We start from the raw sequence: 25,845 nt of genomic DNA on the forward strand, positions 1-25,845 counted from the left end.
ACGCCACCAGGAACTCCACCGTGTTCCTGGGCTTGATGAGAGAGAGAACCTGAGATGCTTTTACATCAATCCACCTGGATCGAGATTGGCCAGTTTCTGGAACGCAGCCGCAGCATCGTGATTCCCATCGGCTCCAATGAGCAACACGGCCCCACCGGCCTGCTGGGCACCGACTGGATGTGCCCGGAAATCATCGCCCATGAAGCGCAAAAGAACGCCGACATCCTGATCGGCCCGACCTTCAATATCGGCATGGCGCAACACCACCTGGGTTTCCCCGGCACCATCTCCCTGCGCCCCTCGACCTTTATCGCGGCGATTGGCGATTGGGTGCGTTCGTTGGCGGGTCATGGCTTCGAGAAAATCCTGTTCCTCAACGGCCACGGCGGCAATATCGCCTCGATCGAAGCGGCGTTCTCCGAGCTGTATGCCGAAGCCAGCTTCAGCGGGCGCCCGTCAGGCTATGCGCTGAAACTGTGCAACTGGTGGGACCTGGAAGGCGTGAGTGAGCTGGCGCACCAGCAGTTCCCGGTGGGCCATGGCAGCCATGCCACGCCGTCGGAGATTGCAGTGACCCAATGGGCCTACCCGGATTCGATCAAGTCGGCTGACTACTCGCCGCAAATCGCCAACACCGGCCCGATCCGCGAAGCCCGCGACTTCCGCGCACGTTTCCCGGATGGGCGCATGGGTTCGGACCCGGCGCTGGCGACTCCGCAAAAAGGCGGTGAGTTGGTGGCGTTGGCGGCCAAGGGCTTGGTGAAGGCGGTCGATACCTTCAGCAGTGAGCCAAAACCAAGCTGACTGACTCGCTCAAACCAATAAAGATCAACTGTTGGGGCTCGACAGCTCCAACATTAAATCCCCGCCAGCCGACAGACCGGCGCCAGTCGGTTACAGGCAATCCTGCGCCGCATGCTCGAACCGCGACGGCTTGAACGCCGACGCCAACGGTTTGCGCTCATACAAAAACACCTTGCCGCCATCCTGGGATTTGTAGACTTCCAGAATGTTGTCGGCGGCGATCTTGCTGCTCACCACGATCCGCGCATGCCGAGAGTTCTGCGTGACCGTGGAGGTCATGCCGTTCTTCTCGAACTTGGGCACCACGCACTCAACATACGCATCGGGAGACTTGCTGGTTTGCAGCGTCAGGGTCGGTGCGTTGGGGGCAGACGCGCAGCCCGTCATCAATAAAGCAGCAGAAGCCATCGCTGGCACGAACAACAAGCGCATAGAAATTCCTGAAAAATAAACGAAGTGGGCGTTAGCCTGCGGCGACGAGCGCTTTGAGCGAGGCATCGAACTGTTTCAACGCATTCAGCTGAACGTCGCGCTGCTGCCCAATCTGTGCAGCGATCTGGGGCGCCGTTTTGTCATGTACCCACACATTAGGCAAGTGCATTTGCATCGAGCCCTCGGCTTTAGCGATGTATTGCAGGTCAAGGTCATAGAATTTGGCCACGAACCGCGCCTCCACCAGGTCATTGTGCTGAGTCAGCAACTGGTTGTAGGTGTCGAGCATCACCACCACATCCGGGTGGGCCTGCAACAGCGCATCCAGGTTGTCGTAACGGGTGACTGAAGCAAAGGTGTGCCGCAACGACGTCATCAGCCAGTCAATCGCCAGGTCCGGGTCGGAGCTGTCGACGAAGGCCTGGCGGATCTGCTCGTCCAGTTGGCCCTTGGCACCATTGAGCGCCATGTCGTGATAGCGCCCCAGGTACTGCAGGTTGTCGAGGGTGTTGTCGCTGTAAAGTACGCCGACCGTCTGCGAATGCTGCAAACCCACCGGGCTGGCGACGATTGGCGCCAGGTGGCTGGCTTGAAGGCCCCCGGCCGACGCAGAGCCAACCATTGAGCTCATCAGCAGCGCCATCAGCGCCCATCCGGTAAAAGTCCTCATCGCAGCGTCCTTACACATCATGTTCAATGATGGCAATTGTCCTCCTTTTTCAGAAAAACAGAACTCGCAATACTTGATGGTGACTATTATCTAGAGCAATAGTGTCGTGCAGGCCGCCTCACACAAAACGATAAGGAACGCCTATGAAGCCCCACCAGAAAACCTTCGATCGCATCCGTGAAGCCGTGCTGCCGGAGTTTCGCGAGCGGGTTGCCGATTACCTGGTCGATTATGAGGACGTGCTGCTGGATAACGCCGCAGAACCTGAAGTGATCCACGCCATCGCCCAGCAACTACGCGGTTACTTGCGCGGTTTGAACACCACCCGGGTGCTGGGCATGGCCGACTGGGAAGACCTTGACCGCCGGGTGGTACAAACCTGGTTGGTGCTGCTGGAAGCCGAATAGCGCCGCGCTACCCGTTCAGCGAATATCCACGCGGTAACGGAAATGTTCGGCGTGGCCACGACCGCGTCGCAACTCCAGGGGTTGGCCGGCGTAATCCCGGGCCAGCCGTTCGATCACCATCACCGGGCTGCCCACCGGCACCTGCAGCCAGCGCGCCCATACGTCATCGATGGACTCGGCGGTGAGGGCCTCTTCGGCAGACGCCACCACTTGCCCGCAGACTTCTTCGTAGGTCGGGTACAGCAACAAGCCCTGCCGGGTCAGGTCCACGTCCAGCAGTGCCTGGAAACGCGCGCGGGGCAACCAGATTTCCTCGGCCAGCACTGGCCCCGTGTCGAGTACGTGCACCCGCACAATACAAATCACCGGCGCATCCGGCGCCAACCCCAGCACCTCACTCACCGACAACGGCGCCTTTACCGGCTTGACCGACAGGATCCGGCTCTGGGGCAACTGGCATTCGCCGCCCGGGCCCTGGAAGCGGAAACACCGGAACAACGACGACTGAAACTTCGGACGGCGCACAAACGTACCCCGGCCTTGCTGACGCTCCAGAATGCCTTCACCGACCAATGCCTCGATCGCTTTACGCACGGTGCCGGTGGACAGTTGGTACTGGGTGGACAGCACCGCTTCGGGAGGAATGGCCGCACCGGCACGCCAGTGATTGTTGGCAATCTGCTCAATCAGATGATCCCGAAAACGTTGATACAACGGCAGGCGGGAGTCACTCGACAGTATATTCATGGACCAGGATTCACTTAGTAATTGAGAAGGTGACTACAACGACGGTCGTGCCTGCTTGACCCATTCCTGGACCGAAGGCCGTTGCCATTGGTGCTGGGCGTAGGCCACCAGGTTGGCGGGCACGCTGTCACCGTTGAGGATCAGCCGGTTGAGCATCACCGCCAGGTCCACGTCGGCAATCGACCACGCGCCGAACAGGTACTCGCGGCCGTCGGCCAACAGCGCCTGTGCCGCGCTGATCAGCTTGTGGGCCGCCGCTTCGGCAACTGGTGACAGCGTTTCGCCCTTGAGCCCGTAGAACACCACCAGGGTCGAACGCTCCTGCCGAATCGGCATCAAGTCACTGCGCAACCACGCCTGCACCTGCCGCGCCCTCGCCCGCTGGCGGGGTTCGGCCGGGTACACCGGTACCTGCGGGAACACATCCTCCAGGTACTCGGTAATCGCCGACGACTCGGACAGCGCAAACTCACCCTGCACCAGGGTCGGTACGCGCCCAGTCAGTGACAACTGAGCGAACGCTTCGGTCTGGTTCTCGGCCGTGTCGAGGTTCAGGGTGAGCAGTTCAAATTCAAGGCCCTTTTCCCGCAGGGTCACGAACGCCGACATCGCGTAGGGACTGGTGAAGTGGGCGTCAACGTACAGGCTCAGGGGGCGATGGTTCACGGCGACATCTCCTTGGTGGGAGCACCACACTACGAGATCGCGCCGCGCAAATAAAATGCGCGGTTTTTATGGGGGCATTCCTGGCTGGAATACCATCGATAATGGCAATACTATGGCCCCTTGCACCCCGCCCGTAACGCCCCCGAAAACAGATCAAGGAACGATCAACAGATGAAACAAGCGGTAGTCGTCATCCACGGAATCGGCGAGCAGCGCCCGATGGATACCCTGCGCGGCTTCGTGGAAGCGGTGATCCCGACGGACACCCCCGAAGCGACGCCTTTCTACTGGAGCAAACCCGACCGGTTTTCGCGCAACTTCGACTTGCGCGTGTTGAAGTCGGCGGGCCGCAACAGCACCGATTTCTATGAGTACTACTGGGCCCACAAGATGCAGGGCACCAAGGTCGGGCATCTGCTCGGTTGGCTCTGGGACATTTTCAAACGCCCGCGCCGAGATATTCCCACGGCCATCGTGCCGATCTGGCGCGCCACCCGCTGGACCTTGCTGATCCTGCTTGGGCTGCTGGTCAGCGGCACCCTGGCGACGCTGTATGGCCGGTTTCCCCACAGCGACAACCCCTTTGCCCTGATCCCGGTGCTGCTGGCGGTGATCGGCCTGGCCCTGAAGTACTCGGCGCTGTCGTACCTTGGCGACGCCGCCCGCTACCTGAGCCCCAACCCGCAGAACGTGGTGGTGCGCGAACAGATCCGCGCCGACGGCGTCGACCTGCTGCGCGCCCTGCACGACAAGGGCGATTACGACCGCATCATCGTCGTCGGCCACAGCCTGGGCAGCGTGATTGCCTACGACATCGTCGGCTACCTGTGGCATGAACATCACGACCAGTTGCACCCCAACAACCCGGAACTCGCCGCCCGCTACGCCAACCACGAGCGCCTGCAACCGGTGGTGCAGGACACGTTGCCAAAGGCCGGGAACGCCCTCGATGGCCGCCTTCAAAGCCTTCTCAGGTTTCGCGAGCAGCAGGCCCAAGCCTTTATCGAACAACGCAACCTCGGCAACCCGTGGCGCATCACCGACCTGGTCACCCTCGGCAGCCCGATGGCCCACGCCAGCCTGTTGCTGGGCCGCAGCGTAAGCGACTTCCAGCGCCGCATCGAACGCCGCGAAGTCCCTGCGTGCCCGCCGACACTCGACGAAAAGGGCTACGGCTACAGTGGTCGGCTTCCGTTCACCGTGGGCGGTCGCCCATTTTCACCCCTGTACTTGCACCATGCCGCGGCCTTCGCCGTGACCCGCTGGACCAACCTCTACTTCCCCGCGCCCCTGGGCCTGTTTGGCGACATCGTCGGCGGCCCGGTCAGCCCGGTGATGGGCCCCGGCGTGCTGGACCTGCCGGTCACCGTGGGCAAATGGAAAGGCTGGCTCGCCAGGTCCTGGCTCAGCCACACCCACTACTGGAGCGAACGCGGCGGCAAGCAGGGCTACCTTGGCAGACTGACCACCGATGAGACAGCGATTACTCAAGGCGAACGTCCGTCGGCGACTGAAGCGCTGCGTTGGGCGATTGACCTCAAGGGCGTTCGACGTTTTCGTCAGGCGGGCGTCAGAGACTTTGTTGCTGAACCCGAGGCCTAGCCCGAAAAGCCACCGTCCTCCAGGAACGCCCGCTCTTCCTCTGTCGTGACCCTGGCCAACACCTCATTACGATGAGGAAAGCGCCCGAACCGCTCGATGATGCGGGCGTGCTCCTTGGCCCAGCGATAGGTATTGGCATCGAGGTCCTTGTTCAGGGCCAGCGACCGCTGTTGATCCTCGGGGTCTTCAGAATGCTCGAAAGGCAAATAACAAAACGCCCGCAACGGGGTTTCGATCAACATGTCCATCCCCGCCTCTACCATCTGCCGCGCATACAGGCGCGCGAGCGGGTCGGTGGCGAACATATGCGCCGTGCCCCGGAAGGTATTGCGCGGGAACTGGTCCAGCAGCAACAGCAACGCCAGCGCGCCTTCAGGTGATTGCATCCAGCTCTCCAGTTCGCGCCGGGCCGCCTGCAAATGCACGGTGTAGAAAGCCTCGCGAAAACGCCGGTCAAATGCCTCGTCCTTGGCAAACCAGAGCTTGGGCCCCGCTTGCTTCCAGAACTCGATAACCGCCAGCGCTCCATTTTCGATAGTCGTCACAAGCCTCTCCTCGCTCACGCCACACAGTTCATCATCACTTTAAACAACACCTATAAAGTTTCGGAAGGTGTCTGAGTGTTTGCACCGTACACAGGTAGTGTGGGTGATCCTACGCCTTGCCCAGGTTTAAGGGGGTGATCTCGGTGATGCTGTAACGCCTCAGGGGCTTTGACCGGATTGAGGTGACTGCGGGTTGCCCACGGGGCATTTGAGCTTGTTGTGGCGAGGGAGCTTGCTCCCGCTGGGTCGCGAAGCGGCCCCAATAAGGCAATCGAGATCCACCTGAAAGAACACCGTGTCCTTTTTTTGGGGCTGCTTCGCAGCCCAGCGGGAGCAAGCTCCCTCGCCACAGGTTGTTCATTGAACCGATAGGTTTTCCCAGGCTCAGAAATCCACCGTCGCCGACAATTTCACGGTCCGCGGCTCACCCTGGGTCAGGTAGTTATTCGCCGTCGACGCCGACGACCAATACGCCTTGTTCGCCACGTTCTCGACGTTGGCGCGCAGGGTGATGTATTTGTCATCCGCTTTGAAACCATACCGCGCGCCCAGGTCGACACGGGTCCAGGCCGGGATGCTCAGGCTGTTGGCGGCGTTGACGTATTCGCCACCCGTGCGCAGCATCCGTGCGCTGACCGCCGCCCCCTGGATGCCCGGCACATCCCAATCCGCACCCACGTTGTACTGAAAGCGCGGCACACCGGCAGCGCGGTTGCCGTCGGTGGCGCCGTTGGAGGTGCTCTTCTGTTCGGTGTCCATCCAGGTGGCACCGGCCAGCAGACGCAGGCCGTCGATGGGTTCGCCGAACACGTTGAGTTCTACGCCTTTGTTGATCTGTTCGCCGTCGACGGTGAAGGTATCGAGCCTCTGGCCCGGGAATCGGGTGGTCGCGTTGTTCGGCTGTTCGATGCGGTACACGCCCAGCGTAGCGCCATAGTTTTCCCAGTCCAGCTTGACCCCGGCTTCCGTCTGTTTGCTGCGCTTGGGCGGGAAGACTTCGCCGGGGTTGGTGACGTTAGTGAGTGGCGCCGTCGGGCCTTGAGCCAGACCTTCGATGCGGTTGGCGTAGAACGACACGTGCTCCCACGGCTTGATCACCAGGCCATAGACGGGCGTGGTAATGGACTCGGAGTACGGGGTACCGCGCGCGCCCGTGGCGGTGTTCCAGCTGTCCACCTCGATCGTCTGGCGCCGTACACCCAGGGTCAACAGCACCCGATCATCCAAAAAGCCCAGGGTGTCGGACACCGCCGCACTCTTGATGCGGTTCTTGCCGACGACACGCGGGTCGTGGATATCGCTGCCGAAATAGGTGTTGGTCGGCCGCGGTGTCTGCGTCGGGTTATACAGGTTGCCGGGTTGACGGTTGGCCTGCAGGATCGCCTCGTAAGACGAGCGCTGCTCGCCCCAGATCCCCGACAGCCCGAAGTTCATCTGATGGGTCACCGGGCCCGTCGCGAAGTGCCCGTTCAAGCCGGCCATGGCGCTTTTGTTGTCTTCGTCATGGGGCGAATACAGGAAGCCCACCTTGGCGCTGCCATCGTTGCCGACATACAGCGACGAATACTGGCCGTTCTCCCGGGTGTGCTTGGCGCCACCCGCGGCGTAGGCGGTCCAGTTATCGTTCAAGTCATATTCGGCGTTGACCATGCCATAGGTGTCTTCCAGCTCCGACCAGCTCCAGTCCTGGGCGTAGTTGTCCTTGGCCGACGGCGGGCTGGGCACTTTGGTGCCGGTCAGGTAAACCACCGAGCGGCCGTTATTGATACGCTCTTTCTGGTAGCCAAAATCGGTGGAGACCCGCAAACGATCGCCGCGATAATCCAGGGCAACGGCGATCAACTGCGAACTTTTGTTTTCGTCATCCACGGCGGTTTCGCCGCCGTGCCGGGCCAGGTTGACCCGGGCGCCGAAGCGATTGTCTTCACCGAAGCGCTGGCCGAGGTCGATGTGGCCGCCGGTCTGGCTGTCGCTGGCGTAGTCGAGCGTCACGCTGCGGGTCGGCGTGTCTTCGGCGCGCTTGGGCACCAGGTTGACGCTGCCGCCAATCCCGCTGCCCGAAGGCGATACGCCGTTGACGAAGGCGTTGGGGCCCTTGAACAGCTCCACCCGCTCCAGGGCTTCAGTGGTGATGATCTGCCGGGGCAGCACGCCGTACAGGCCGTTGAATGCAATGTCATCGGTGCTCAGCGGCAGGCCGCGAATGGTGAACACCTGGGAGAAGTTGCCGAACCCGGACGACTGGCGCACCGATGCGTCGTTGAGCAACACATCGCCCACGGTCCGCGCCTGTTGGTCGGCGATGGTTTTCGAGGTGTAGCTGACTACGCTGAATGGCACGTCACTGATGGACCGGTTGCCCAATACGCCCAGGCGCGCCGAGCGTGCCACCTGGCCGCCCGCATAGGTGTCCGCCTGGGCGCCGCTCGCCTCGCCGCTAATGGTGGTGGCGCCCAGTTCCAACGTATCGCCGCTGGCCTGGGGCACCACGGTGTAGCCATTGGCGCTGGTGCCTTGCAGGGTATAGCCACTGCCTTGCAGCAACTGGGCAAAGCCCGATTGCGCGCTGTAACTGCCTTGCAACCCCGGGCTTTGTTGATCGTTGAGCAACGTGGAATCGAACGACAACGGCACCCCGGACAACGCCGCAAACTGTGCCAGCACATTCCCCAACGGCCCCGGCGCGAGGGTATAGCTTCGCGCCGCACTGCTTGGCGCAGCTTCTTCTGCCTGGGCGTTCTGCAATGGCGCGATGGCAGCAAGGGCGACCGCCAGGCTCAGTGCCTTCAACGGACGGGGGCAGTACGGGAGCGGTCTGGCGGTCATGGGCATTCCTGTCGGCGCGGAGCAAGGTTGAGGGTTCTCCCCTACACCGGGCGACAACGAAAAAGGTATCAGCGAATGTTGAAAAAAATTCAGCGCGGTTCGACCGTCACCCAATACCCGGTGAGGCTGCTGACCTTGACCGGCAGGGTTTCCTGCAACAGATGCAGGCTGGCATCGGTATCCCGCAGGGAAAACGCGCCCGATACCGTGAGGTTGGCCACCGAGTCGTGACAACGCAACACGCCGGCGCGATAACGCCCCAGCTCATCCAGCAAATCCGCCAGGCGCATGTGCTGGGCCAGCAGCATGCCGTTTTCCCAGGTCAGGGCGCTGACATCCAAGGGCTCGACAGCCGCCACACGGTCCGCACTGAAGGCGCCCTGCTCCCCCGCCTTGACGATCACACCCTGGCGGGCATGCTCCGCCAGCAATTCCACCGCGCCTTCGGTCACGGCCACTCGACTTGCCTGCTCACCCACCCGCACGCTGAACCGCGTGCCCAAGGCGCGGGCGGTGCCGTGGCGGGTCTGGACGATAAACGGACGTTGGGCCGAGTCCTTGGCGGTGGTGATCAACACTTCGCCCTTGAGCAACTCGATGCGCCGCACCTGATCGGAGAACGCGATATTCAGCGAGCTGCCGGTGTTGATCAGCAGGCGTGTGCCGTCGGGCAAGGTGAGGTTCTTTTGTTCGCCGATGGCCGTGTGCTGGTCGGCGGTCCACTGCTGCCACGGCACCTGCCGATACGCCAGCCAGGCCGCCGGGCCCGCCGCCAGCAACAACCCGAGCGCCTGGCGTCGGCCAAGGGATTTTTTGCGCCCGATGCGTTTTAAGGTATCGCCGGCAATCGCCGCAGGCACGCTGTTGAAGTCCCCCAGAACGGCCTGCGCCCGTTGCCAGGCCTGGGCGTGCTGGGCGCTGCGGCCCTGCCATTGGGCGATGGCGCGGCGGTCTTCATCGGTGGCGCTGCCGGACTGCAACTGCACCATCCAGTCGGCGGCTTCACCGAGGATCAGCGGATCAATCGCCTGGCTCATGCCACGCTCAGGCAGGCCAGGAAGGCATCGCGCATGTAGCGTTTGACTGAAATCAGCGACACACCCAAAGCATCGGCAATCTGTTGATAGGTCAGGCCGTCGATCTGCGACATCAGGAAGGCCTGGCGGGTTTTTTCCGGCAGATCCCGCAGCATTGCCTCAATGCGGTACAGCGCTTCGAGGATCAGCCAGCGGGTTTCCGGTGAAGGCACCTGTTGCTCGGGCAGGTGGGCGATGGTTTCCAGGTAGGCGCGTTCCACTTCCTGGCGGCGCCAGCTGTCGATCATCAGGCCCTTGGCGATATGGGTCAGCAATGCCCGTGGTTCGGTGCCCAGGTGGGTGCTGGTTTGCCGGGTGAGCAGGCGCATGAACGTGTCATGGGCCAGGTCTGCGGCATCGCTGGCATTGCCCAGCTTGCGGTCCAGCCAACGGTGCAACCATCCATGGTGTTCGCAGTACAGGTCCTGGATATGCAGATTGAGGGGAGACGACATGCCGATCACCGGGGCGCGCCGGGCGGTGGGGCTCCGGCGTAATTAAGAATTGATCGCATTCTAGTCTGCGCGGGGTGATGCTGGCAATTTCATGATTTTGATAACGCCGCAGAGCCAATGTGGGAGCGGGCTTGCTCGCGAATGCGGTGGGTCAGTCAACATCTTCAGTGACTGACACCCCGTATTCGCGAGCAAGCCCGCTCCCACATTTTTGATCTTCACCCGGCGTGTGATTCCGGGTGTTTGGATCAGGCCAGTTCGGCCCGCAGTTGACGCGCCGCAGTCACCATGTGAATCAGCGCCGCTTCCGTCTCCGGCCAGCCACGGGTTTTCAAACCGCAATCCGGGTTGACCCACAGGCGCTCCGCCGGGATACGCTTGGCCGCCTTGCGCAGCAGGTTGGCCATTTCCGAGGCATCCGGCACCCGTGGCGAGTGGATGTCGTACACGCCCGGGCCGATGTCGTTCGGGTAAGCGAAGGCTTCGAATGCTTCCAGCAGTTCCATGTCCGAGCGCGAGGTTTCGATGGTGATCACGTCGGCATCCATCGCCGCGATGGACTCGATCACATCGTTGAACTCGCTGTAGCACATGTGGGTGTGAATCTGGGTTTCGTCACGCACGCCGGAGGCGCACAGGCGGAACACTTCAGTGGCCCAATCCAGGTATTCCTTCCACTGCGCCCGGCGCAACGGCAGGCCTTCACGGAATGCGGCTTCGTCGATCTGGACGATCTTGATGCCGGCGGCTTCCAGGTCCACCACTTCGTCACGAATCGCCAGGGCCAGTTGGCGCGCCTGTTCTTCGCGGCTCACGTCTTCACGGGGGAACGACCACATCAGCATGGTCACCGGGCCGGTCAGCATGCCCTTCATCACCTTGTTGGTCAGGCCTTGGGCGTAGCGGATCCACTCCACGGTCATGGCTTTTGGACGGCTCAGGTCACCGAAAATCACCGCCGGTTTCACGCAACGGGAACCGTAGCTCTGCACCCAGCCAAAACGGGTAAATACATAACCGTCCAACTGCTCGGCGAAGTATTCGACCATGTCGTTGCGTTCGGCCTCACCGTGCACCAGTACGTCCAGGCCAAGGTTTTCCTGCACTTCCACCGCGTGACGGATCTCGCTGTGCATGGCTTCGACGTATTCGGCTTCGCTCAACTTGCCGGCCTTGTACGACTGTCGGGCCAGGCGGATCGAGGCGGTTTGCGGGAACGAACCGATGGTGGTGGTCGGGAACAGCGGCAGGTTGAGGCCGGCCCGTTGTTTCTCGATACGCTGGGCAAACAGCGAGTGACGCTGGCTGTCCTTGGCGGTGATCGCCGCCACGCGGGCTTGCACTGCGGGCTTGTGGATACGCGGGGAAGCGGCACGGGCAGCTTGCACGGCGCGGCTTTCAGCCAGGGCGGCGATCACGTTTGGCGCTTCAGGTTGATTCACGGCCTGAGCCAGCACCGCCACTTCTTCGCACTTCTGTACGGCAAACGCCAGCCAGCTTTTCAGCTCGGCATCCAGCTTGTCTTCACGCCCCAGGTCCACCGGGCTGTGCAGCAGGGAGCAAGACGGCGCCACCCACAGGCGATCACCCAGACGCTCATGAGCATGCTGCAAGGTGGCCAGGGCTTTTTCCAGGTCGCAGCGCCACACGTTACGGCCGTTGACCACACCCAGGGACAGCACCTTATAGGCAGGCAGGCGATCAAGGATGGTCGGGTACTGATCCGGTGCACGCACCAGGTCGATGTGCAGGCCGTCCACCGGCAGGTTGGCTGCCAGGCCGAGGTTCTCTTCCAGGCCGCCAAAGTAGGTGGCCACCAGCTTCTTCAGCGGGTCACGCTGGATCAGGTTGTAGGCACGCTCAAAGGCATTTTTCCACTCCTGCGGCAGGTCCAGCACCAGGATCGGCTCGTCGATCTGCACCCACTCCACGCCCAGGTCCGCCAGGCGCTGGAAGATCTGGCCGTACAGCGGCAGCAGGCGGTCCAGCAGGTCGAGCTTGTCGAAATCGCCGCCCTTGGCCTTGCCCAGCCACAGGTAAGTCAGGGGGCCGATGACCACCGGCTTGACGGTGTGGCCGAGGTCACGGGCTTCCTTGACCTCGTCGAACAGTTGATCCCAACCCAGCTGGAACTGCTGGTCGGCGCTGAATTCAGGGACCAGGTAGTGATAGTTGGTGTCGAACCACTTGGTCATTTCCTGGGCGTGGGCACCGCCGCAGCAGTTGTCGCTGACGCCACGGGCCATGCCGAACAGGGTGTGCAGGGTGGCTTTGCCATCGGCCGGGCGGAAACGCTCAGGGATCACGCCGAACATCAGCGAGTGAGTCAGTACCTGGTCGTACCAGGCGAAGTCACCGGCGGGCAGCAACTCGATGCCGGCTTTCTTTTGCAGGTCCCAGTGCGTCTTGCGCAGCTCACGACCTACGGCGCGCAGGCCGGCCTCATCGAGTTCACCCTTCCAAAACGCTTCCTGCGCTTTTTTCAGTTCACGATCGCGACCAATGCGCGGGAATCCAAGGGAATGGGCAACAGCCATGACGTAAAGCTCCAATGTGTGTGTATGGGAGCTATTGTCGGGACCGAGTGATAGTGAGACAAACTCATTTTATTCCAGATGATCACAAGTTCCATTCATGATGAAATGCACCGCCCCGGCTTGAATGATCGCGCGGCGCTCACGCTCCACACTCCAAGCTCCAAGAGCTCCACGCGCGTATGCACGTATGCACGTAGCACGTTGCACGTAGCAGCTGTCGAGCCCCAGCGAGGCTGCGTTGGGCGCGACTCGATACGATGCCTGGCACGAAAGCGCAGGTGCTGCCGACGCAGCCTCGCGGGGGCTCGACAGCTGCTACGGGCGGGAGTGGGTGGGTGGGCCTTCGTTTTGCTTTTCACTGAAATAGCTGGCGGCGTCTGTTTCGGTGCGCGGTGGCTACCCATACTAGTGAAGACCAATACGTGATACCGGACTTGCTCAAGGCTCATGGGAGGGCGGTATAGTCACTCCATTGCGCTTGGGATTGAATCAACATGGAAGGACTTCACCAGGGTAGCTGCCTGTGCGGCGCGGTCAGCTACCGAGTATCAACACCGCTGAAAGCCGTGACGCATTGCCACTGCAAAAAATGCCAGAAGAGTCATGGCGCCGCATTTGCGACATACGCGAGTGCTCCGAAATCGTCGGTGCACATCGAGTCTTCGCTGCAAACGCTCAAGGCTTACGAATCGTCCGAGGGCGTGTTTCGTGAGTTTTGTTCACGCTGCGGCTCGTCGCTGTTCTGGTCAGATGCCAATGGGGTTTACCCAGACTGGGTCTCGATAGCGATCGCCACACTCGATACGCCGCTCTTGCCTGGCAAGCAGAAACATTCCTGCGTTGACTCCAAGGCCGCTTGGCTGGGTCTGGAGAATCGCAGTGGCTGAATCAGAGGACGGTTTGTCGATACGCACCCTCTCGGCGTTGCCCGAAGAGATCCTGATACTGGAAGCAGAAGCCGTCGCCGAAGGATTCAGGTTTCTCACGCGACTCGTCGCAGAGTGGCACAGCGGCTCCAACCGGTTCGACCAGCCAGGCGAATGTCTTTTGGGCGTTTTCAATAGCGGGCAATTGATCGCCGTTGGCGGTTTGTCCCGTGACCCTTACGCCGGGCCCGACGTTGGCAGGCTACGCCGGGTGTACGTCGCACGGGCTTCGAGGGAACGGCATGTAGGCAAGGCGTTAGTGGGCCAATTGCTGGAACGCGCTGCGCAGCAGTTCCGTGTTGTGCGCCTGTCTACCGACACCCACGAGGGCGCCGCCTTTTATTTGCGCTGCGGTTTTGAGTCGATACAGGATGAGCATGCAACGCACATGAAGTCGCTATAAACGCACCAGCCCTCGCCGCAAGGGCTGGTGCATGGACTTCAGGATTTACATCAACGGAATCGAGTAGTTCACAAACACCCGGTTCTGGTCCTGGTCCCGTGCCACGTCGCTGCGGGACATGCCGTTGCGCCAGCCGAACCCGACGTTCTTGAACGTGCCGCTCTGCACCACATAATCCAGCGAAATATCCCGCTCCCACTCGCTGCCATCGCTACCGCTGGTGGTGAGGATATGGTCGCCCTTGAGGTACATCACCGAGGCCTTCAAGCCGGGTACGCCCAACGCCGCAAAGTCGTAGGCGTATTGGGCAAAAGCGGTACGCTCACCGGCCTGGATGAAGGTCTGGATGGTTCGGTCGGTGTACAGGTATAGACTCGGGCCCGCCTCGCCCTTGCCCACCAGGCCGCCCTGGTTGAGTTGGGCGAAGTTGCTGTCGTCGGACACGCGTTGGTAGCCCGCCGTGATCGCATGGGGCCCCAGGGAATAGATGAACGCGGCGCTCCAGGTGTCGTTATCGATCTCCCCGGTTCCACCTTTGGTATAGCCGCCAAACTTATAGCCATCGGCACGCCCGGCGGCACTTGCGTTCTTGCCGTCGGAGGTGGTCTTGAAGTAACGCAAGTCGGTTTTCAGCGAGCCGTAGTCGCCCATCGGCAATACGTGCACCAGGCCGGCGAAGTGCTGTTGGTAATAGTCTTCAAGGTTGGCGTAGTAGTACTGCACCAAGAGGTTCTTGGTCAGGTTGTAGTCGGCGCCGCCGTAGGTGAACTTGTTGCTTTCCTGGGTCGCGCCGGCCACCGCCAGGCCGCTGGCGTCGCTGGAACCGCGGCCCGTCGTATGCTCAAGCTGGCCGCCAATCAGGGTCAGGTTGTCGATGTCGTTGCTGGTGACTTGCCCGCCTTCAAACGACTGCGGCAACAGCCGGCCGTCGTTGCTCACCAGGATCGGCAGGTTCGGCCGCAGGTAACCGTAGCGCAGTTCGGTCTTGGCAAAGCGCGCCTTCGCGGTCACCCCGCCACGGGCCCAATCGTCCGCGGCCTTGCCATCATCGGTGGGGATCATCGAGCTGCCGACATGCTTCGCCGCGCTGCTGTCGAGGGTCACGCCGAGCATGCCGATGGCGTCCAGGCCAAAGCCGAGGGTGCCGTCGGTGAAGCCCGACTGGTAGTTGAGGATGAACGCCTGGCCCCACTCTTCGGTCTTCGACGGTGCAGCGGCGCCGTCGCGGTTGTCGTTGTTGAAGTAGAAGTTACGCATGCTCAAGTTGGCTTTGCTGTCCCCCAGGAAATCAGCAGAGGCCAAGGGGCTCAGGGCCATGCCCAGGCCGCCGGTCAATACGCTTAGTACATGTAGTGTGGCTTTCATCAGGACGAACTCCGGCGCGCAATCACTGTTGCGGGCGCATAAAAAAGGCAGCAGGAAGCACTCGGCCAAACTTCGGTTGGCCGGTGCGTTAATAACTGTTCAGAAGTGCTCGGGTATTAAGTTGGGCGAGATGGACCTCCGGGAAACTTCAGTCAATCAATCCATGAGCGTCATAAAACGGATACGGCCCCGGGTAGTCCCCGAATACGCCGTTGTGGCTGATCAACCCTTGCTGTTCATCCCAGCGGTGCAAAAGGTAACCCGCCGGTTCCAGGTTGAAATGCGCCGGAGCAGCCTCCTGTAGATCCAGCACGATTTGATGGGACGTGCCCGGGCATACGCAGCTCACACTGCCGCCGAAACGGCGTTGCATCGGCCGGTGCAAATGCCCGCACAACAGGCGTTCCACCTGGGGGTGACGGGCAATGACCTTTTCCAGCGCGGCAGCATTACGGAACGGCTCACGGTCCATATGGCCGATGCCGCTGATAAACGGCGGGTGATGCAAGATCAACAGAGTCGGCACGTGCGGCTGCAGCGCCAGTTGCTCATCAAGCCACTGCAATTGGCTGTCCAGCAGCTGGCCGCCATGGGCATCGGGGATCGTCGAATCCAGGCCGATCAGTCGCACCGGGTAGTCGTCCACCACCCAGTCCAGCGGGCCGTCGGCGCTCGCCGGCAAATAGCGGTGATCACCAAAGGCGTCGAGCAAATGCTGGCGGTTATCGTGATTGCCCGGCACCAGGTAGCAAGGCATCTGCAAACGGGCCAGCTCGGGGTGCAGCACGGCGTATTCATCGGCGCGACCAAAGTCCACCAGGTCGCCGCTGATCACCACGATATCGGGCCGTGGGTAACTGGCATTCAGGTGGTCGACGGCACGGCGCAATGCACCGAGGGTATCGACCACGCCGTAGGTCAGGCGCTGGCCGGCTTTAAGGTGCAGATCGCTGATCTGCGCAACAAGAAACGGACGGTTCAAAATAGGCTCTCTGAAGTCAGGCATGCAGGGTGAACAGCTTGTGTGGGGCGATGGCCAGGGCAATCGGCGCGCCGACGGCATGAAGCTGGTTGTCGCTGCTGTCCACCAGCAACGGTTGCGGGCCGCCGACATCCACCAGCAGGCGGCTTTGCGCGCCCTGGAAAAACTGCGCCAGCAAATGCCCGTGCAGGTGCCCTTCGCTCTCCATCACCCGCAGGTGCTCGGGGCGGCAATACACGGTGGCCGGCAGATGAGGCTCGTGCCACGGCAGTTCGCCGCCGCACACTTTCAAGCCATGGGCCGTGCGATCCACCACCGAAAAGGCATTCAGGTTGCCCACAAAGCCTGCAACAAACGCGTTGGCCGGCTGCTGGTAGATCTCCCGCGGGCTGGCCAGTTGCGCGATACGCCCCTGCTCCATCACGAGGATGCGATCTCCCAGGGCCATGGCTTCGCCCTGATCGTGGGTGACGAACACCGAGGTGATGCCAAGGCCGCGCAATAGCTGATCCAGCTCACTGCGCAGGCGCTCACGCAACTGTGCATCGAGGGCGGCCAACGGTTCATCCAGCAACAGCACTTTGGGCCGAGGCGCCAACGCGCGCGCCAAAGCCACACGCTGGCGCTGGCCGCCCGACAGTTCATGGATGCTGCGCTTGCCATGGTTCTGCAGGCCCACCAGCTCCAGCAGTTCGTCACAGCGCTTGTTGCGCTCTGCCGGCGCGACGCCACGGATTTTCAGGCCGTAGACGATATTGCCGGCCACATCCAGGTTGGGAAACAACGCGTAATTCTGGAACACCATGCCCACATCACGGCGCTCGATGGGCAGGCGCGTGACGTCGGTGTCACCGAAAAAAACCTGACCTGCATCGGGACGCTCAAGGCCGGCGATCAAACGCAAGGTAGTGGTTTTTCCGCAACCGGACGGGCCGAGAATGGCCAGGGTTTCGCCGCCCTCGATGGTCAGGTCGAGGTTCTGCACGGCAACGGTGCCGTCGGCGAATGCCTTGCGGCAACCCTTCAGGCGAATGGTGATAGCGGTCATCGACGCTCTCCACGGGACAGACGAGCGCTGATGGCCTGCAACGCAATCAGCAGCGGCACGATCATCAGCAAAAAGATAAGGGTGTAGGCGCTGGCGATTTCCAGGCGGGCCGAGGCATAGCTGTCAGCGAGGCCGACGGGCAAGGTCTTGGTCATCGGCGTGTGGAGCATCCAGGTCAGGTTGAACTCGCCCAGGGACAGGGTGACGACCATCAGCACCCCGGCGAGAATCCCCGCCCGGCAATTAGGCACTACCACACTGAAAAAGCGCCGAACGGGGCCTGCGCCCAAACTGGCGGCGGCCTCTTCCAGAACCGGCAGTTGCTGGCGTTGCATCACCGCCATCACCGGGCGCACTAGGAACGGCAAGGTGAACAACACATGCCCCACCAGGATGAACAACCAACTGCTGCGAAACCCGCCGAACTGGCCGTAGGTCAGCAACAACGCCAGGGCACTGGCCAGGCCGGGCATGGCCACCGGCAGCACCATCAATTCCTCGAAGGCGCGACTGAAGCGGTTGTTCATCCGCACCAAGGCGTACGCCGCCGGCACGCCGATCACACAGACACACACCGCACAGGCCAGGGCCAGTTGCAGCGAGAGCCAGACCGTCGGCGAGTAGGCCTGCCATACCTGAATCAACCAGTCGAACGTCAGGCCGCTGGACAGGCCGACGAAGAAATTACGCGTCAGCCCCGCCAGCAATGACATCAATACCGGCACCAACATGAAGGCGCAGACCAGCAAGGTAAACAGCAACTGGATGACAAACAGCGATGAGCGCTTCACAGGACCGTCCCCGCGTTTTTCACCAGGCGCCGCGTCAACAACAGCACGGCCCAGGTCACCGCGCCGAGCACCACCGAGAGTGCTGCGGCTACCGCAAAGTTGGCGTAGTTGGTGAACACGTTATAGATAGCGACGGGCGTCACGTTCAGCCGCGTGCCCAGGGTGAACGCCGTGCCGAAGGCGCCCATGGACGTGGCAAAACAGATCGCCCCGCAGGATGCCAGGGCCGGCGCCAGGCCCGGCACGATCACGTCGCACACCACCCGCCAATGCCCGGCCCCCAGTGAATGGGCGGCTTCCTCGAGGCTGCGGTCGAGGCTTTCACACGCCGCCATCACCGTGAGGATCACCCGTGGAATCGAGAAGTACAGGTAGCCGACAAACAACCCTGCCAATGAATAGGCAAAGATCCAGCGCTCGCCGGCCAACTGAAGCCCGAGTGCGGCGAACAAGCCTTGTCGGCCCGCCAGCAGGATCACCAGGAAGCCCACCACCACACCGGGGAACGCCAGGGGAAACGTCAACAACGCCACCAGCGCCGAACGCCCGAAAAATTGCTGGCGGGCGAGAAACACACCGGCGATGCCGCCCACCAGCAGCGCCACCAACGTCACCAGCACCGCGAGCACGCAGGTTTGCGCCAGGCTGCCCAGGTATTGCGCGCTGCTCAGCACTTGCCAGTAACCGCTGCCGTGGCTGTCGCGGCTTTCACCGCCCAGTACCATCAGGTGCGCCAGCGGCAACAACCAGAACGCGAGCAGCACCGCAAACGCCGGGGCCAGTGCCCAGGCGGGATTTGGCCGCAAGAGTGCCTTCACTTACTTGACCTCACTCAGGTAACGCGCGGCGAAGGCTTCCTGCACGGCGGCCATTTTTTGGTAATCCACCACGCCGGCCCGGGCGTAGTCGCTGTCCGGCAGAAACTGCGCGGCGACGTCCGCCGGCATCTGCACGGGCCGGACCGGGCGCAGGTAGGCCTTGGCCCAGAGCGCCTGGCCCGCATCGGACAGAACGAAGTCCAGGACCTTTTCACCGTTGGCGCGATGCGGTGCGTTCGCCACCAGGCTCATCACGTACGGCACGCTGATGCTGCCTTCCTTGGGAATCACGAAGGCGACATTGGCGTTGTCCTTGTAGCGGGCGCGGTAGGCGTTGAAGTCGTAGTCCACCAGGATCGGCAACTCGCCGGAGAGCACCCGCGCATAGGCAGTTTGCTTGGGCACGATGGGGGCGTTTTTCGCCAGCTTCTGGAAGTAGTCGATGGCCGGCGCGAAGTTATCGAGGTCACCGCCCATGGCGCGGTTGATCGCCACCGCCGAGACGTAGCCGACGAAAGCGCTGGACGGGTCGAGGTAGCCGACCATGCCTTTGTACTCAGGCTTGAGCAGGTCGGCCCAGCTTTGCGGCACCGGCAGCCCGCCCAGGGCATCGACGTTGACCATGATGCCCAGGGTGCCGGAGTGAATCGCGAACCACTGGCCGTCCGGGTCTTTCAGGCCGGCGGGAATCTGCTCCCAGCCTTTGGGTTTATAGCCCTCCACCACGTCGGCCTTCTGCGCTTGCAGGCCGAACGTCACGCCGTAGTAGACAACATCGGCCACCGGCGCGGCTTTCTCGGCCACCAACTGCGCCAGGGACTGGCCGGAGTTCTTGTTATCCAGCGGCACCTGCACGCCGGTGGTCGCCGCGATGGCCTTGAGTTGCGTGCCCCAGTCCGCCCAGTCTGGCGGGCAGTTGTAGCAAATCGCGGTGTCCGCGGCCTGGGCCAGGCTGGCCGTGCCGCACAGCAGCAATGCCGCCAGGGTTTTACTGAGCATGCTCATCAAGCGTCTCCTTTATGGGGTTGAGTACTTTCGCCCGGCCGGACATGGCACGGCAGGCAGTGGGAAGTCGGAGCGTTGCCGGCGATTTGCGCCAGCAGTTGGTCGATCACGGTGCTGGCCAACAGCGCGATGGGCTGCACCACGCTGCACAGCGTCGGGTGCATCTGGGTGCCCAGGGAAATACCGTCAAACCCCATCACCGAGAGTTGCTCGGGCACGTTCCAGCCGTGGCGGCGCAGTTCGGCGATCAGGCTGATGGCGAGAAAATCGTTGGAACACACCAACGCTGTGGGGGCCTGCGGGCCTTGCAGGAAGGGTTCGATGGCGGCGAATTCAGCTTGGGTGTGGGCCGGCATTTCGATCACCGGTTGGCTATCGAGGCCGTACTCGCCCATGGCATCGCAATACCCGGCGTAGCGCAGGCGGGCGCGGTCGGACTGCAACGCGGGGCCGGCGACCATGGCGATCCGGCGATGGCCCGCTTCCAGCAGATAACGGGTCGCGAGGGCCATGCCGGCGCGGTTGTCCACGGAGACGGCGCTGTAGTTGGGGTTGTCGGGTTGGTGGTAGGCCAGCACGAACGGCGTTTCTTCCGTGGCCAGGCTGTGGAGCACGCTGTTGCTTTCGGCGTCGGTAACGGTCAGCACCAGGCCATCGACGCGCTGGCGCAGCAGTTCTTCCACCACGCTGCTTTCGCGCTCGGCGCTGTAGTCGGTGGTCGCCAGCAACAGGTTATAGCCACGCAGACGTGCCGCGCGCTCCATGGCCTGGAACTGCTCGGCGAACACCGGGTTAAGCAGGTTGGGCACCACCACGCCGATCAGGTTGGTGGTTTGCAGGCGCAATTGGCGGCCCAGCAGGTTCGGCCTGAAACCCAGCTCGCGGGCGGCGGCGAATACCTGCTCACGGGTGGCCGGGCGCACTTGTTCCGGGGAGGCAAAGGTGCGGGCGGCGGTGGCGCGGGAAACGCCGGCCAACCGCGCTACGTCTTTCAAATCAGTCATTGCCACTCGCTTGAGATCGATCTCATTGGCGAGGACAGTAACGGGGGAATGTGGCAGTCAGGCGATGGGGAGATGACGGTTTGATGTCAGTGTGGATGCGTTTTTGTTCCCACGCTGATCGTTCCCACGCTCTGCGTGGGAATGCATCCCGTGACGCTCCGCGTCACCACTGCGCAAGACTTGAACCTTGCATCGCCCGATGGACGCAGAGCGTCCGAGGCGGCATTCCCACGCAGAGCGTGGGAACGATCACCGCTTTGGCGAAGCTGCGATAGCGGGGTCTCAGGCAATCTGGTTATCGGCTGTGCCGCCGCCTTCGCGGCCTCGCTGAAGCTCGACGGCTCCCACAGGGGATGGGGGTTGTTTGGTGGTTTTGTGTTTCAGCGTCAGGCCACCAGCCCCTCTTTGGCGGCGTTGGCGAGTATGTCCTGGGCGGGCACGTTGACCCATGTGGCAGCGTCCACGTCGCCCTGTTTTGCCAGCCAGGCTTCCACCATCTGGTAGCCCAGCGTGTACCCCAGCCACTTTGGCCGCGCGCCGGTACCAAAGAACCATTCGCTGTGATCGTAATACGTGGCTTCGAGAAGCTGGCGGTCTACCGGGGCACTCAGCAGTTCCTGGGGGGCAAGCGCCCGCTCCCACAACTCCGGCTCACTGCCCAGCACCCGTCGCACAAACTGCCCGGCCAGGCCTTCACTGATCATCGCCTCCCCCAGCGTCCAGCCATAACCCGGGCCCGCCATGCGCAGGCAATGGTGCACTTCATGCACCACGTGCCGGCGCAATGCACCCCTTTGCAGGCTGGCGAGGAAATTCGGGTTGTCGGGGTCAAGGGTCATGCTGAACAGGGTGCCGCGATAAGCACGGCCCACCAGGCCCAGCTCGGGAAGTGTCTCCCCCGGCAATCGCTGGATCAGAATGTCCAGGCGCGGCGGCGGCATCATCTGCGCAATGGCCTCGTAGGCGACTTCACATTCACGGATCAGCTCAGCGCGAAATTGCGCCAGGCCCCCCGAAGCTTCCAGCCAGTGCAGCGTCCATGCGTCCATTCTCACCTCTCGTCGCCAAAGCCGGGATGCGTTATCAAAGCGGCTCATCATACCTACGGGCTGTCATATTCACAGGCCAGCTTATAACCGGGCCAGCAAATTCCGCTGACTAACCTTTCGATCTGTCCCAAGTGCGGGCACAATGCGTGTCCTTTTTTGGCAGGCACCGCCGCAGGCTCTGAAAATGATCAAAACGCCGTACTACCTCATCGACAAACAGAAGCTTCTGGTCAACATGCAGAAGATCGCCTACGTGCGCGAACAGTCCGGCGCCAAGGCTCTGCTGGCCCTCAAGTGTTTCGCCACCTGGTCGGTGTTCGACCTGATGCAGGAATACATGGACGGCACCACCTCGTCGTCGCTGTACGAGCTGAAGCTGGGTCGCCAGAAGTTCGAAGGTGAAGCCCACGCCTACAGCGTGGCCTGGGCCGACGATGAAATCGAAGAGATGCTGGATAACTGCGACAAGATCATCTTCAACTCCATCAGCCAGCTGCAGCGCTTTGCCGAACGCAGCGAAGGCAAGACCCGCGGCCTGCGCGTCAACCCGCAGGTGAGCAGCTCCGACTACCTGCTGGCCGACCCGGCGCGCCCGTTCAGCCGTTTGGGCGAGTGGGACCCGGTGAAGATCGAAGGTGTGATCGAGCAGATCTCCGGTTTCATGTTCCACAACAACTGCGAGAACGGTGACTTCAACCTGTTCGACCAGATGCTCAACACCATCGAAGAACGCTTCGGCGCGCTGCTGCACAAGGTCAACTGGGTCAGCCTCGGCGGCGGCATCCACTTCACCGGTGAAGGCTATGCCATCGACGCCTTCTGCCAGCGCCTCAAGGCGTTCTCGCAGAAGTATGACGTGCAGGTGTACCTGGAACCCGGCGAAGCCGCGATCACCAACAGCGCCTCCCTGGAAGTGACCGTGCTCGACACCCTCTACAACGGCAAGAACCTCGCCGTGGTAGACAGCTCCATCGAGGCCCACCTGCTGGACCTGCTGATCTATCGCCTAAACGCCAAACTGGCGCCGAGCAATGGCGAACACACCTACATGGTGTGCGGCAAGTCGTGCCTGGCCGGGGACATCTTCGGTGAGTATCAATTTGATCAGCCGCTGGCCATCGGCGATCGACTGTCGTTCATCGACACGGCAGGCTACACCATGGTCAAGAAAAACTGGTTCAACGGCCTGAAAATGCCGTCCATCGTAGTGAAACAACTCGACGGTACAGTCGAAGTGGTTCGTGAATTTGGTTACGACGACTACCTGTCCAGCCTTTCGTAAAGCGGACAGATAAAGGAGAGATAAAGCAATTGAAAAAGAACGTTCTTATCATTGGTGCAGGAGGTGTCGCCAAGGTGGTGGCCCACAAGTGCGCGCAGCACAACGACGAACTCGGTCGTATTGCTATCGCGTCGCGCAACATCTCCAAATGCCAGGCCATCATCGACAGCGTCAAGGCCAAGGGTAGCCTTAAGGTACCCGCCGAGATTCAAGCCTTTGCGCTGAACGCTTTGGACGTGGAAGCGACCAAGGCACTGATCCGCGAAACCGAATCGCAGATCGTCATCAACGTCGGTTCCGCGTTCCTCAACATGTCGGTACTGCGTGCCTGCATCGACACGGGCGTGGCGTACCTCGACACCGCCATCCACGAAGAGCCGGGCAAGGTCTGCGAGACCCCGCCGTGGTACGGCAACTACGAGTGGAACCACCTGGAAGAGTGCAAACAGAAGAACATCACGGCCATTCTTGGCGTGGGCTTCGACCCGGGTGTCGTCAACGCGTATGCCGCGCTGGCGCAGCAAAAGCATTTCGACCGCATTGATTCGATCGACATTCTCGACGTCAATGCCGGCTCCCACGGCAAATATTTCGCCACCAATTTCGACCCGGAAATCAACTTCCGCGAATTCACCGGACAGGTGTGGAGCTGGCAGAACAGCCAGTGGACCAGCAACACCATGTTCGAAGTCAAACGTACCGACGACCTGCCTGTGGTCGGTTCGCAGAACCTGTACCTGACCGGCCACGATGAAGTGCACTCGCTGTCGAAAAACCTCGACGTGCCCAATGTGCGTTTCTGGATGAGCTTCGGCGAACACTACATCAACGTGTTCACCGTGCTGAAAAACCTCGGCCTGCTCTCCGAAAAACCGGTCACCACCGCCGAAGGCCTGGAAGTCGTGCCGCTGAAACTGGTCAAGGCCGTGCTGCCTGACCCGTCGTCGCTGGCACCGGGCTACACCGGCAAGACCTGCATCGGCGACCTGGTCAAGGGCACCAAGGATGGCCAGCCACGCGAGCTGTTCATCTACAACGTGGCCTGCCACGAAGAAGCCTTCGCCGAGACCGACAGCCAGGGCATCTCCTATACCGCTGGCGTACCGCCTGTAGCCGCAGCGCTGCTGGTTGCCCGTGGCGAGTGGGATGTGAAGCACATGGCCAACGTCGAGGAACTGCCGGCTGAGCCGTTCCTGAAAGCGCTGGACGTGATGGGCTTGCCGACTCGGATCAAAGACGAGAACGGTGACCGTGCCTGGGATGCGATTGCCTGATAGGCGATAGTTGACCGAACAAAAAAATGCGCCCGAAGGGGCGCATTTTTTGTTGGGGCTCACACCAATCTCAAAGAATGATGAAGATCAAAATGTGGGAGCGGGCTTGCTCGCGAATGCGGTGTGCCAGTCACTGCATCTGGCGACTGATACACCGCATTCGCGAGCAAGCCCGCTCCCACATTGGATTTGCTGTGTTCTTGAGAGCGGGTTACTCCAGATTGCGCGCCGAATTGCTCAACGCCCTTGAACACTGCAACAACGCCGGCGCCAACTGCTTCTCCGCATCCGCCCTGCTCCACCGACTGGTGGGCGCCACCACATGCACCGCCGCTACCGGCCGGCCATTCGCCCCCAACACCGGCGCGCCGATGGTCATGTCGCCCAGGAACAGCTCCTGGCCATTCACCGCATAGCCCTGTTCGCGCACCTGCTGCAACGACGCCATGATCCTGTCGACCTCGGTCAACGTCTGGCTGGTATGCGCCACCCGCTGGCTGTTCTCAATCAGCACCAACGCCTCATCCTGCGGCAACGCACTCAAATACGCCCGGCCCGACGCCGTGCAGTACATCGGCACCCGCGAGCCAATCGGCATGTGTACCGGCACAAAGCCTGAGCTGACAAACCGCGCGATATAGGTCATGTCGTAACCCGCAGGCTCGGTCAGGCACGAGGTTTCTCCGGTCAGCCGGGTCAATTCCGAGAGGAACGGGTTGGCCACCTCAATCAACGAATGCGCATCCAGATAACTGAAGCCCAACTCCAGCACCCGCGGTGTGAGTTGGTAATGGCGCGTGCGCGAGTGTTTCCGAAGGTAACCCAGGCTCTCCAGGGTAAACACCATGCGCTGGGCCGAGCTTTTGGTCATGCCGGCGGCCTCGGCCACCTCTGCAAGGCTCATGCTGCGGCGCTGTGCGCTGAATGCCTTGAGCACCGACAGGCCTTTTTCCAGGGATTGGTTGTGCAAGCTGTTGCGTTCTTCAGACATGGCGAACTCGCGGTCAGGTCGATCAAGCGTAGCGATATTTCTACACCAAACTGCCAAATTCGACTACTTAAAATCGCATACCGATACGAATGGTTCATTTTGTCGATTTTCTATACCGCTTAACGATTTTATTGAATCGA

The 25,845-nt window shown here is 61.6% G+C and carries 25 protein-coding genes; 7 read left to right on the forward strand and 18 right to left on the reverse strand.

The window, feature by feature from the left end:
* The first annotated feature begins 54 nt into the window (after positions 1-54).
* Positions 55-804 (forward strand): creatininase family protein, encoded by a 750-nt coding sequence (locus NVB75_RS05935; RefSeq protein WP_258346425.1) that lies wholly within the window; start codon positions 55-57, stop codon positions 802-804.
* 90 nt (positions 805-894) lie between these two features.
* Here the strand turns inward: NVB75_RS05935 and NVB75_RS05940 are convergent, their stop codons facing one another.
* Together NVB75_RS05940 and NVB75_RS05945 are read right to left on the reverse strand one after the other, a co-directional pair.
* The gene (locus NVB75_RS05940) at positions 895-1,236 is read right to left on the reverse strand and encodes a hypothetical protein (RefSeq protein WP_258346426.1); all 342 of its coding nucleotides are present in this window, start codon (positions 1,234-1,236) and stop codon (positions 895-897) included.
* Between the two features lie 31 nt (positions 1,237-1,267).
* On the reverse strand, positions 1,268-1,906 hold the full coding sequence (locus tag NVB75_RS05945; RefSeq protein ID WP_258346427.1) for an ATPase: 639 nt from the start codon (positions 1,904-1,906) through the stop codon (positions 1,268-1,270).
* A 143-nt stretch (positions 1,907-2,049) separates the two neighbouring features.
* Between NVB75_RS05945 and NVB75_RS05950 the strand changes: the two genes are divergently transcribed.
* Positions 2,050-2,313, forward strand: a complete 264-nt coding sequence (locus tag NVB75_RS05950; RefSeq protein WP_258346428.1) for a hypothetical protein — start codon at positions 2,050-2,052, stop codon at positions 2,311-2,313.
* 15 nt (positions 2,314-2,328) lie between these two features.
* Here NVB75_RS05950 and NVB75_RS05955 read toward each other — a convergent pair whose 3' ends face one another.
* Positions 2,329-3,060 carry a GntR family transcriptional regulator gene (locus tag NVB75_RS05955; RefSeq protein WP_076017067.1) on the reverse strand — a complete coding sequence of 244 codons (732 nt, stop codon included), beginning with the start codon at positions 3,058-3,060 and terminating at the stop codon, positions 2,329-2,331.
* A 33-nt stretch (positions 3,061-3,093) separates the two neighbouring features.
* The gene (yfcF, locus tag NVB75_RS05960; RefSeq protein WP_258346429.1) at positions 3,094-3,726 is read right to left on the reverse strand and encodes a glutathione transferase; all 633 of its coding nucleotides are present in this window, start codon (positions 3,724-3,726) and stop codon (positions 3,094-3,096) included.
* Positions 3,727-3,897: 171 nt separating this feature from the next.
* Here yfcF and NVB75_RS05965 point away from each other — a divergent pair, with 171 nt between their 5' ends.
* Entirely contained in the window at positions 3,898-5,328 is a 1,431-nt protein-coding gene (locus NVB75_RS05965) for a lipase family protein (RefSeq protein ID WP_258346430.1), read from the forward strand.
* On the opposite strand, the gene NVB75_RS05970 is transcribed toward NVB75_RS05965, so the two are convergent.
* The 5 genes from NVB75_RS05970 to metE all read right to left on the reverse strand — a co-directional run bounded on the left by NVB75_RS05970 (position 5,325) and on the right by metE (position 12,767).
* A complete protein-coding gene (locus tag NVB75_RS05970) occupies positions 5,325-5,873 on the reverse strand; it encodes a DUF924 family protein (protein WP_258346431.1) in 549 nt (182 codons plus the stop codon). The genes NVB75_RS05965 and NVB75_RS05970 overlap by 4 nt on opposite strands.
* Before the next feature lie 384 nt (positions 5,874-6,257).
* Positions 6,258-8,699, reverse strand: coding sequence for a TonB-dependent receptor (locus NVB75_RS05975; RefSeq protein ID WP_258346432.1), 2,442 nt, complete (start codon positions 8,697-8,699; stop codon positions 6,258-6,260).
* Between the two features lie 89 nt (positions 8,700-8,788).
* Entirely contained in the window at positions 8,789-9,736 is a 948-nt protein-coding gene (locus NVB75_RS05980) for a FecR domain-containing protein (protein WP_258346433.1), read from the reverse strand.
* The gene (locus NVB75_RS05985) at positions 9,733-10,230 is read right to left on the reverse strand and encodes a sigma-70 family RNA polymerase sigma factor (RefSeq protein WP_258346434.1); all 498 of its coding nucleotides are present in this window, start codon (positions 10,228-10,230) and stop codon (positions 9,733-9,735) included. Before NVB75_RS05985 ends, NVB75_RS05980 begins: the two co-directional genes overlap by 4 nt.
* A gap of 248 nt (positions 10,231-10,478) precedes the next feature.
* Complete coding sequence (metE, locus tag NVB75_RS05990) at positions 10,479-12,767, reverse strand: 5-methyltetrahydropteroyltriglutamate--homocysteine S-methyltransferase (RefSeq protein ID WP_258346436.1); 2,289 nt, start codon at positions 12,765-12,767, stop codon at positions 10,479-10,481.
* Positions 12,768-13,261: 494 nt separating this feature from the next.
* Here metE and NVB75_RS05995 point away from each other — a divergent pair, with 494 nt between their 5' ends.
* A complete protein-coding gene (locus NVB75_RS05995; RefSeq protein ID WP_258346437.1) occupies positions 13,262-13,654 on the forward strand; it encodes a GFA family protein in 393 nt (130 codons plus the stop codon).
* Entirely contained in the window at positions 13,647-14,096 is a 450-nt protein-coding gene (locus tag NVB75_RS06000; protein WP_258346438.1) for a GNAT family N-acetyltransferase, read from the forward strand. Before NVB75_RS05995 ends, NVB75_RS06000 begins: the two co-directional genes overlap by 8 nt.
* A 45-nt stretch (positions 14,097-14,141) precedes the next feature.
* Here the strand turns inward: NVB75_RS06000 and NVB75_RS06005 are convergent, their stop codons facing one another.
* The 8 genes from NVB75_RS06005 to NVB75_RS06040 form a co-directional block, all read right to left on the reverse strand.
* Positions 14,142-15,461, reverse strand: a complete 1,320-nt coding sequence (locus NVB75_RS06005) for an OprD family porin (protein ID WP_258346439.1) — start codon at positions 15,459-15,461, stop codon at positions 14,142-14,144.
* Between the two features lie 148 nt (positions 15,462-15,609).
* Positions 15,610-16,443 carry a phosphodiesterase gene (locus NVB75_RS06010; protein ID WP_258346440.1) on the reverse strand — a complete coding sequence of 278 codons (834 nt, stop codon included), beginning with the start codon at positions 16,441-16,443 and terminating at the stop codon, positions 15,610-15,612.
* 16 nt (positions 16,444-16,459) lie between these two features.
* Positions 16,460-17,491 carry an ABC transporter ATP-binding protein gene (locus NVB75_RS06015; RefSeq protein ID WP_258346441.1) on the reverse strand — a complete coding sequence of 344 codons (1,032 nt, stop codon included), beginning with the start codon at positions 17,489-17,491 and terminating at the stop codon, positions 16,460-16,462.
* Positions 17,488-18,282, reverse strand: coding sequence for an ABC transporter permease (locus NVB75_RS06020; RefSeq protein WP_258346442.1), 795 nt, complete (start codon positions 18,280-18,282; stop codon positions 17,488-17,490). The genes NVB75_RS06015 and NVB75_RS06020 overlap by 4 nt, the downstream gene beginning before the upstream one ends.
* Positions 18,279-19,100, reverse strand: coding sequence for an iron ABC transporter permease (locus tag NVB75_RS06025; RefSeq protein ID WP_258346443.1), 822 nt, complete (start codon positions 19,098-19,100; stop codon positions 18,279-18,281). Before NVB75_RS06025 ends, NVB75_RS06020 begins: the two co-directional genes overlap by 4 nt.
* Complete coding sequence (locus tag NVB75_RS06030; RefSeq protein ID WP_258346444.1) at positions 19,101-20,105, reverse strand: ABC transporter substrate-binding protein; 1,005 nt, start codon at positions 20,103-20,105, stop codon at positions 19,101-19,103.
* On the reverse strand, positions 20,105-21,109 hold the full coding sequence (locus NVB75_RS06035; RefSeq protein ID WP_258346445.1) for a LacI family DNA-binding transcriptional regulator: 1,005 nt from the start codon (positions 21,107-21,109) through the stop codon (positions 20,105-20,107). The genes NVB75_RS06030 and NVB75_RS06035 overlap by 1 nt, the downstream gene beginning before the upstream one ends.
* Positions 21,110-21,495: 386 nt before the next feature.
* On the reverse strand, positions 21,496-22,158 hold the full coding sequence (locus NVB75_RS06040) for a DUF2268 domain-containing protein (RefSeq protein ID WP_258346446.1): 663 nt from the start codon (positions 22,156-22,158) through the stop codon (positions 21,496-21,498).
* 184 nt (positions 22,159-22,342) lie between these two features.
* Between NVB75_RS06040 and NVB75_RS06045 the strand changes: the two genes are divergently transcribed.
* Positions 22,343-23,440, forward strand: coding sequence for a carboxynorspermidine decarboxylase (locus NVB75_RS06045; protein WP_003211413.1), 1,098 nt, complete (start codon positions 22,343-22,345; stop codon positions 23,438-23,440).
* 29 nt (positions 23,441-23,469) lie between these two features.
* A complete protein-coding gene (locus tag NVB75_RS06050; RefSeq protein WP_258346448.1) occupies positions 23,470-24,714 on the forward strand; it encodes a saccharopine dehydrogenase family protein in 1,245 nt (414 codons plus the stop codon).
* 211 nt (positions 24,715-24,925) lie between these two features.
* On the opposite strand, the gene NVB75_RS06055 is transcribed toward NVB75_RS06050, so the two are convergent.
* Positions 24,926-25,705 (reverse strand): IclR family transcriptional regulator, encoded by a 780-nt coding sequence (locus NVB75_RS06055; protein ID WP_076017050.1) that lies wholly within the window; start codon positions 25,703-25,705, stop codon positions 24,926-24,928.
* Positions 25,706-25,845 lie beyond the last annotated feature (140 nt).

Source organism: Pseudomonas sp. CBS (assembly GCF_024734645.1).
Lineage (GTDB): Bacteria > Pseudomonadota > Gammaproteobacteria > Pseudomonadales > Pseudomonadaceae > Aquipseudomonas.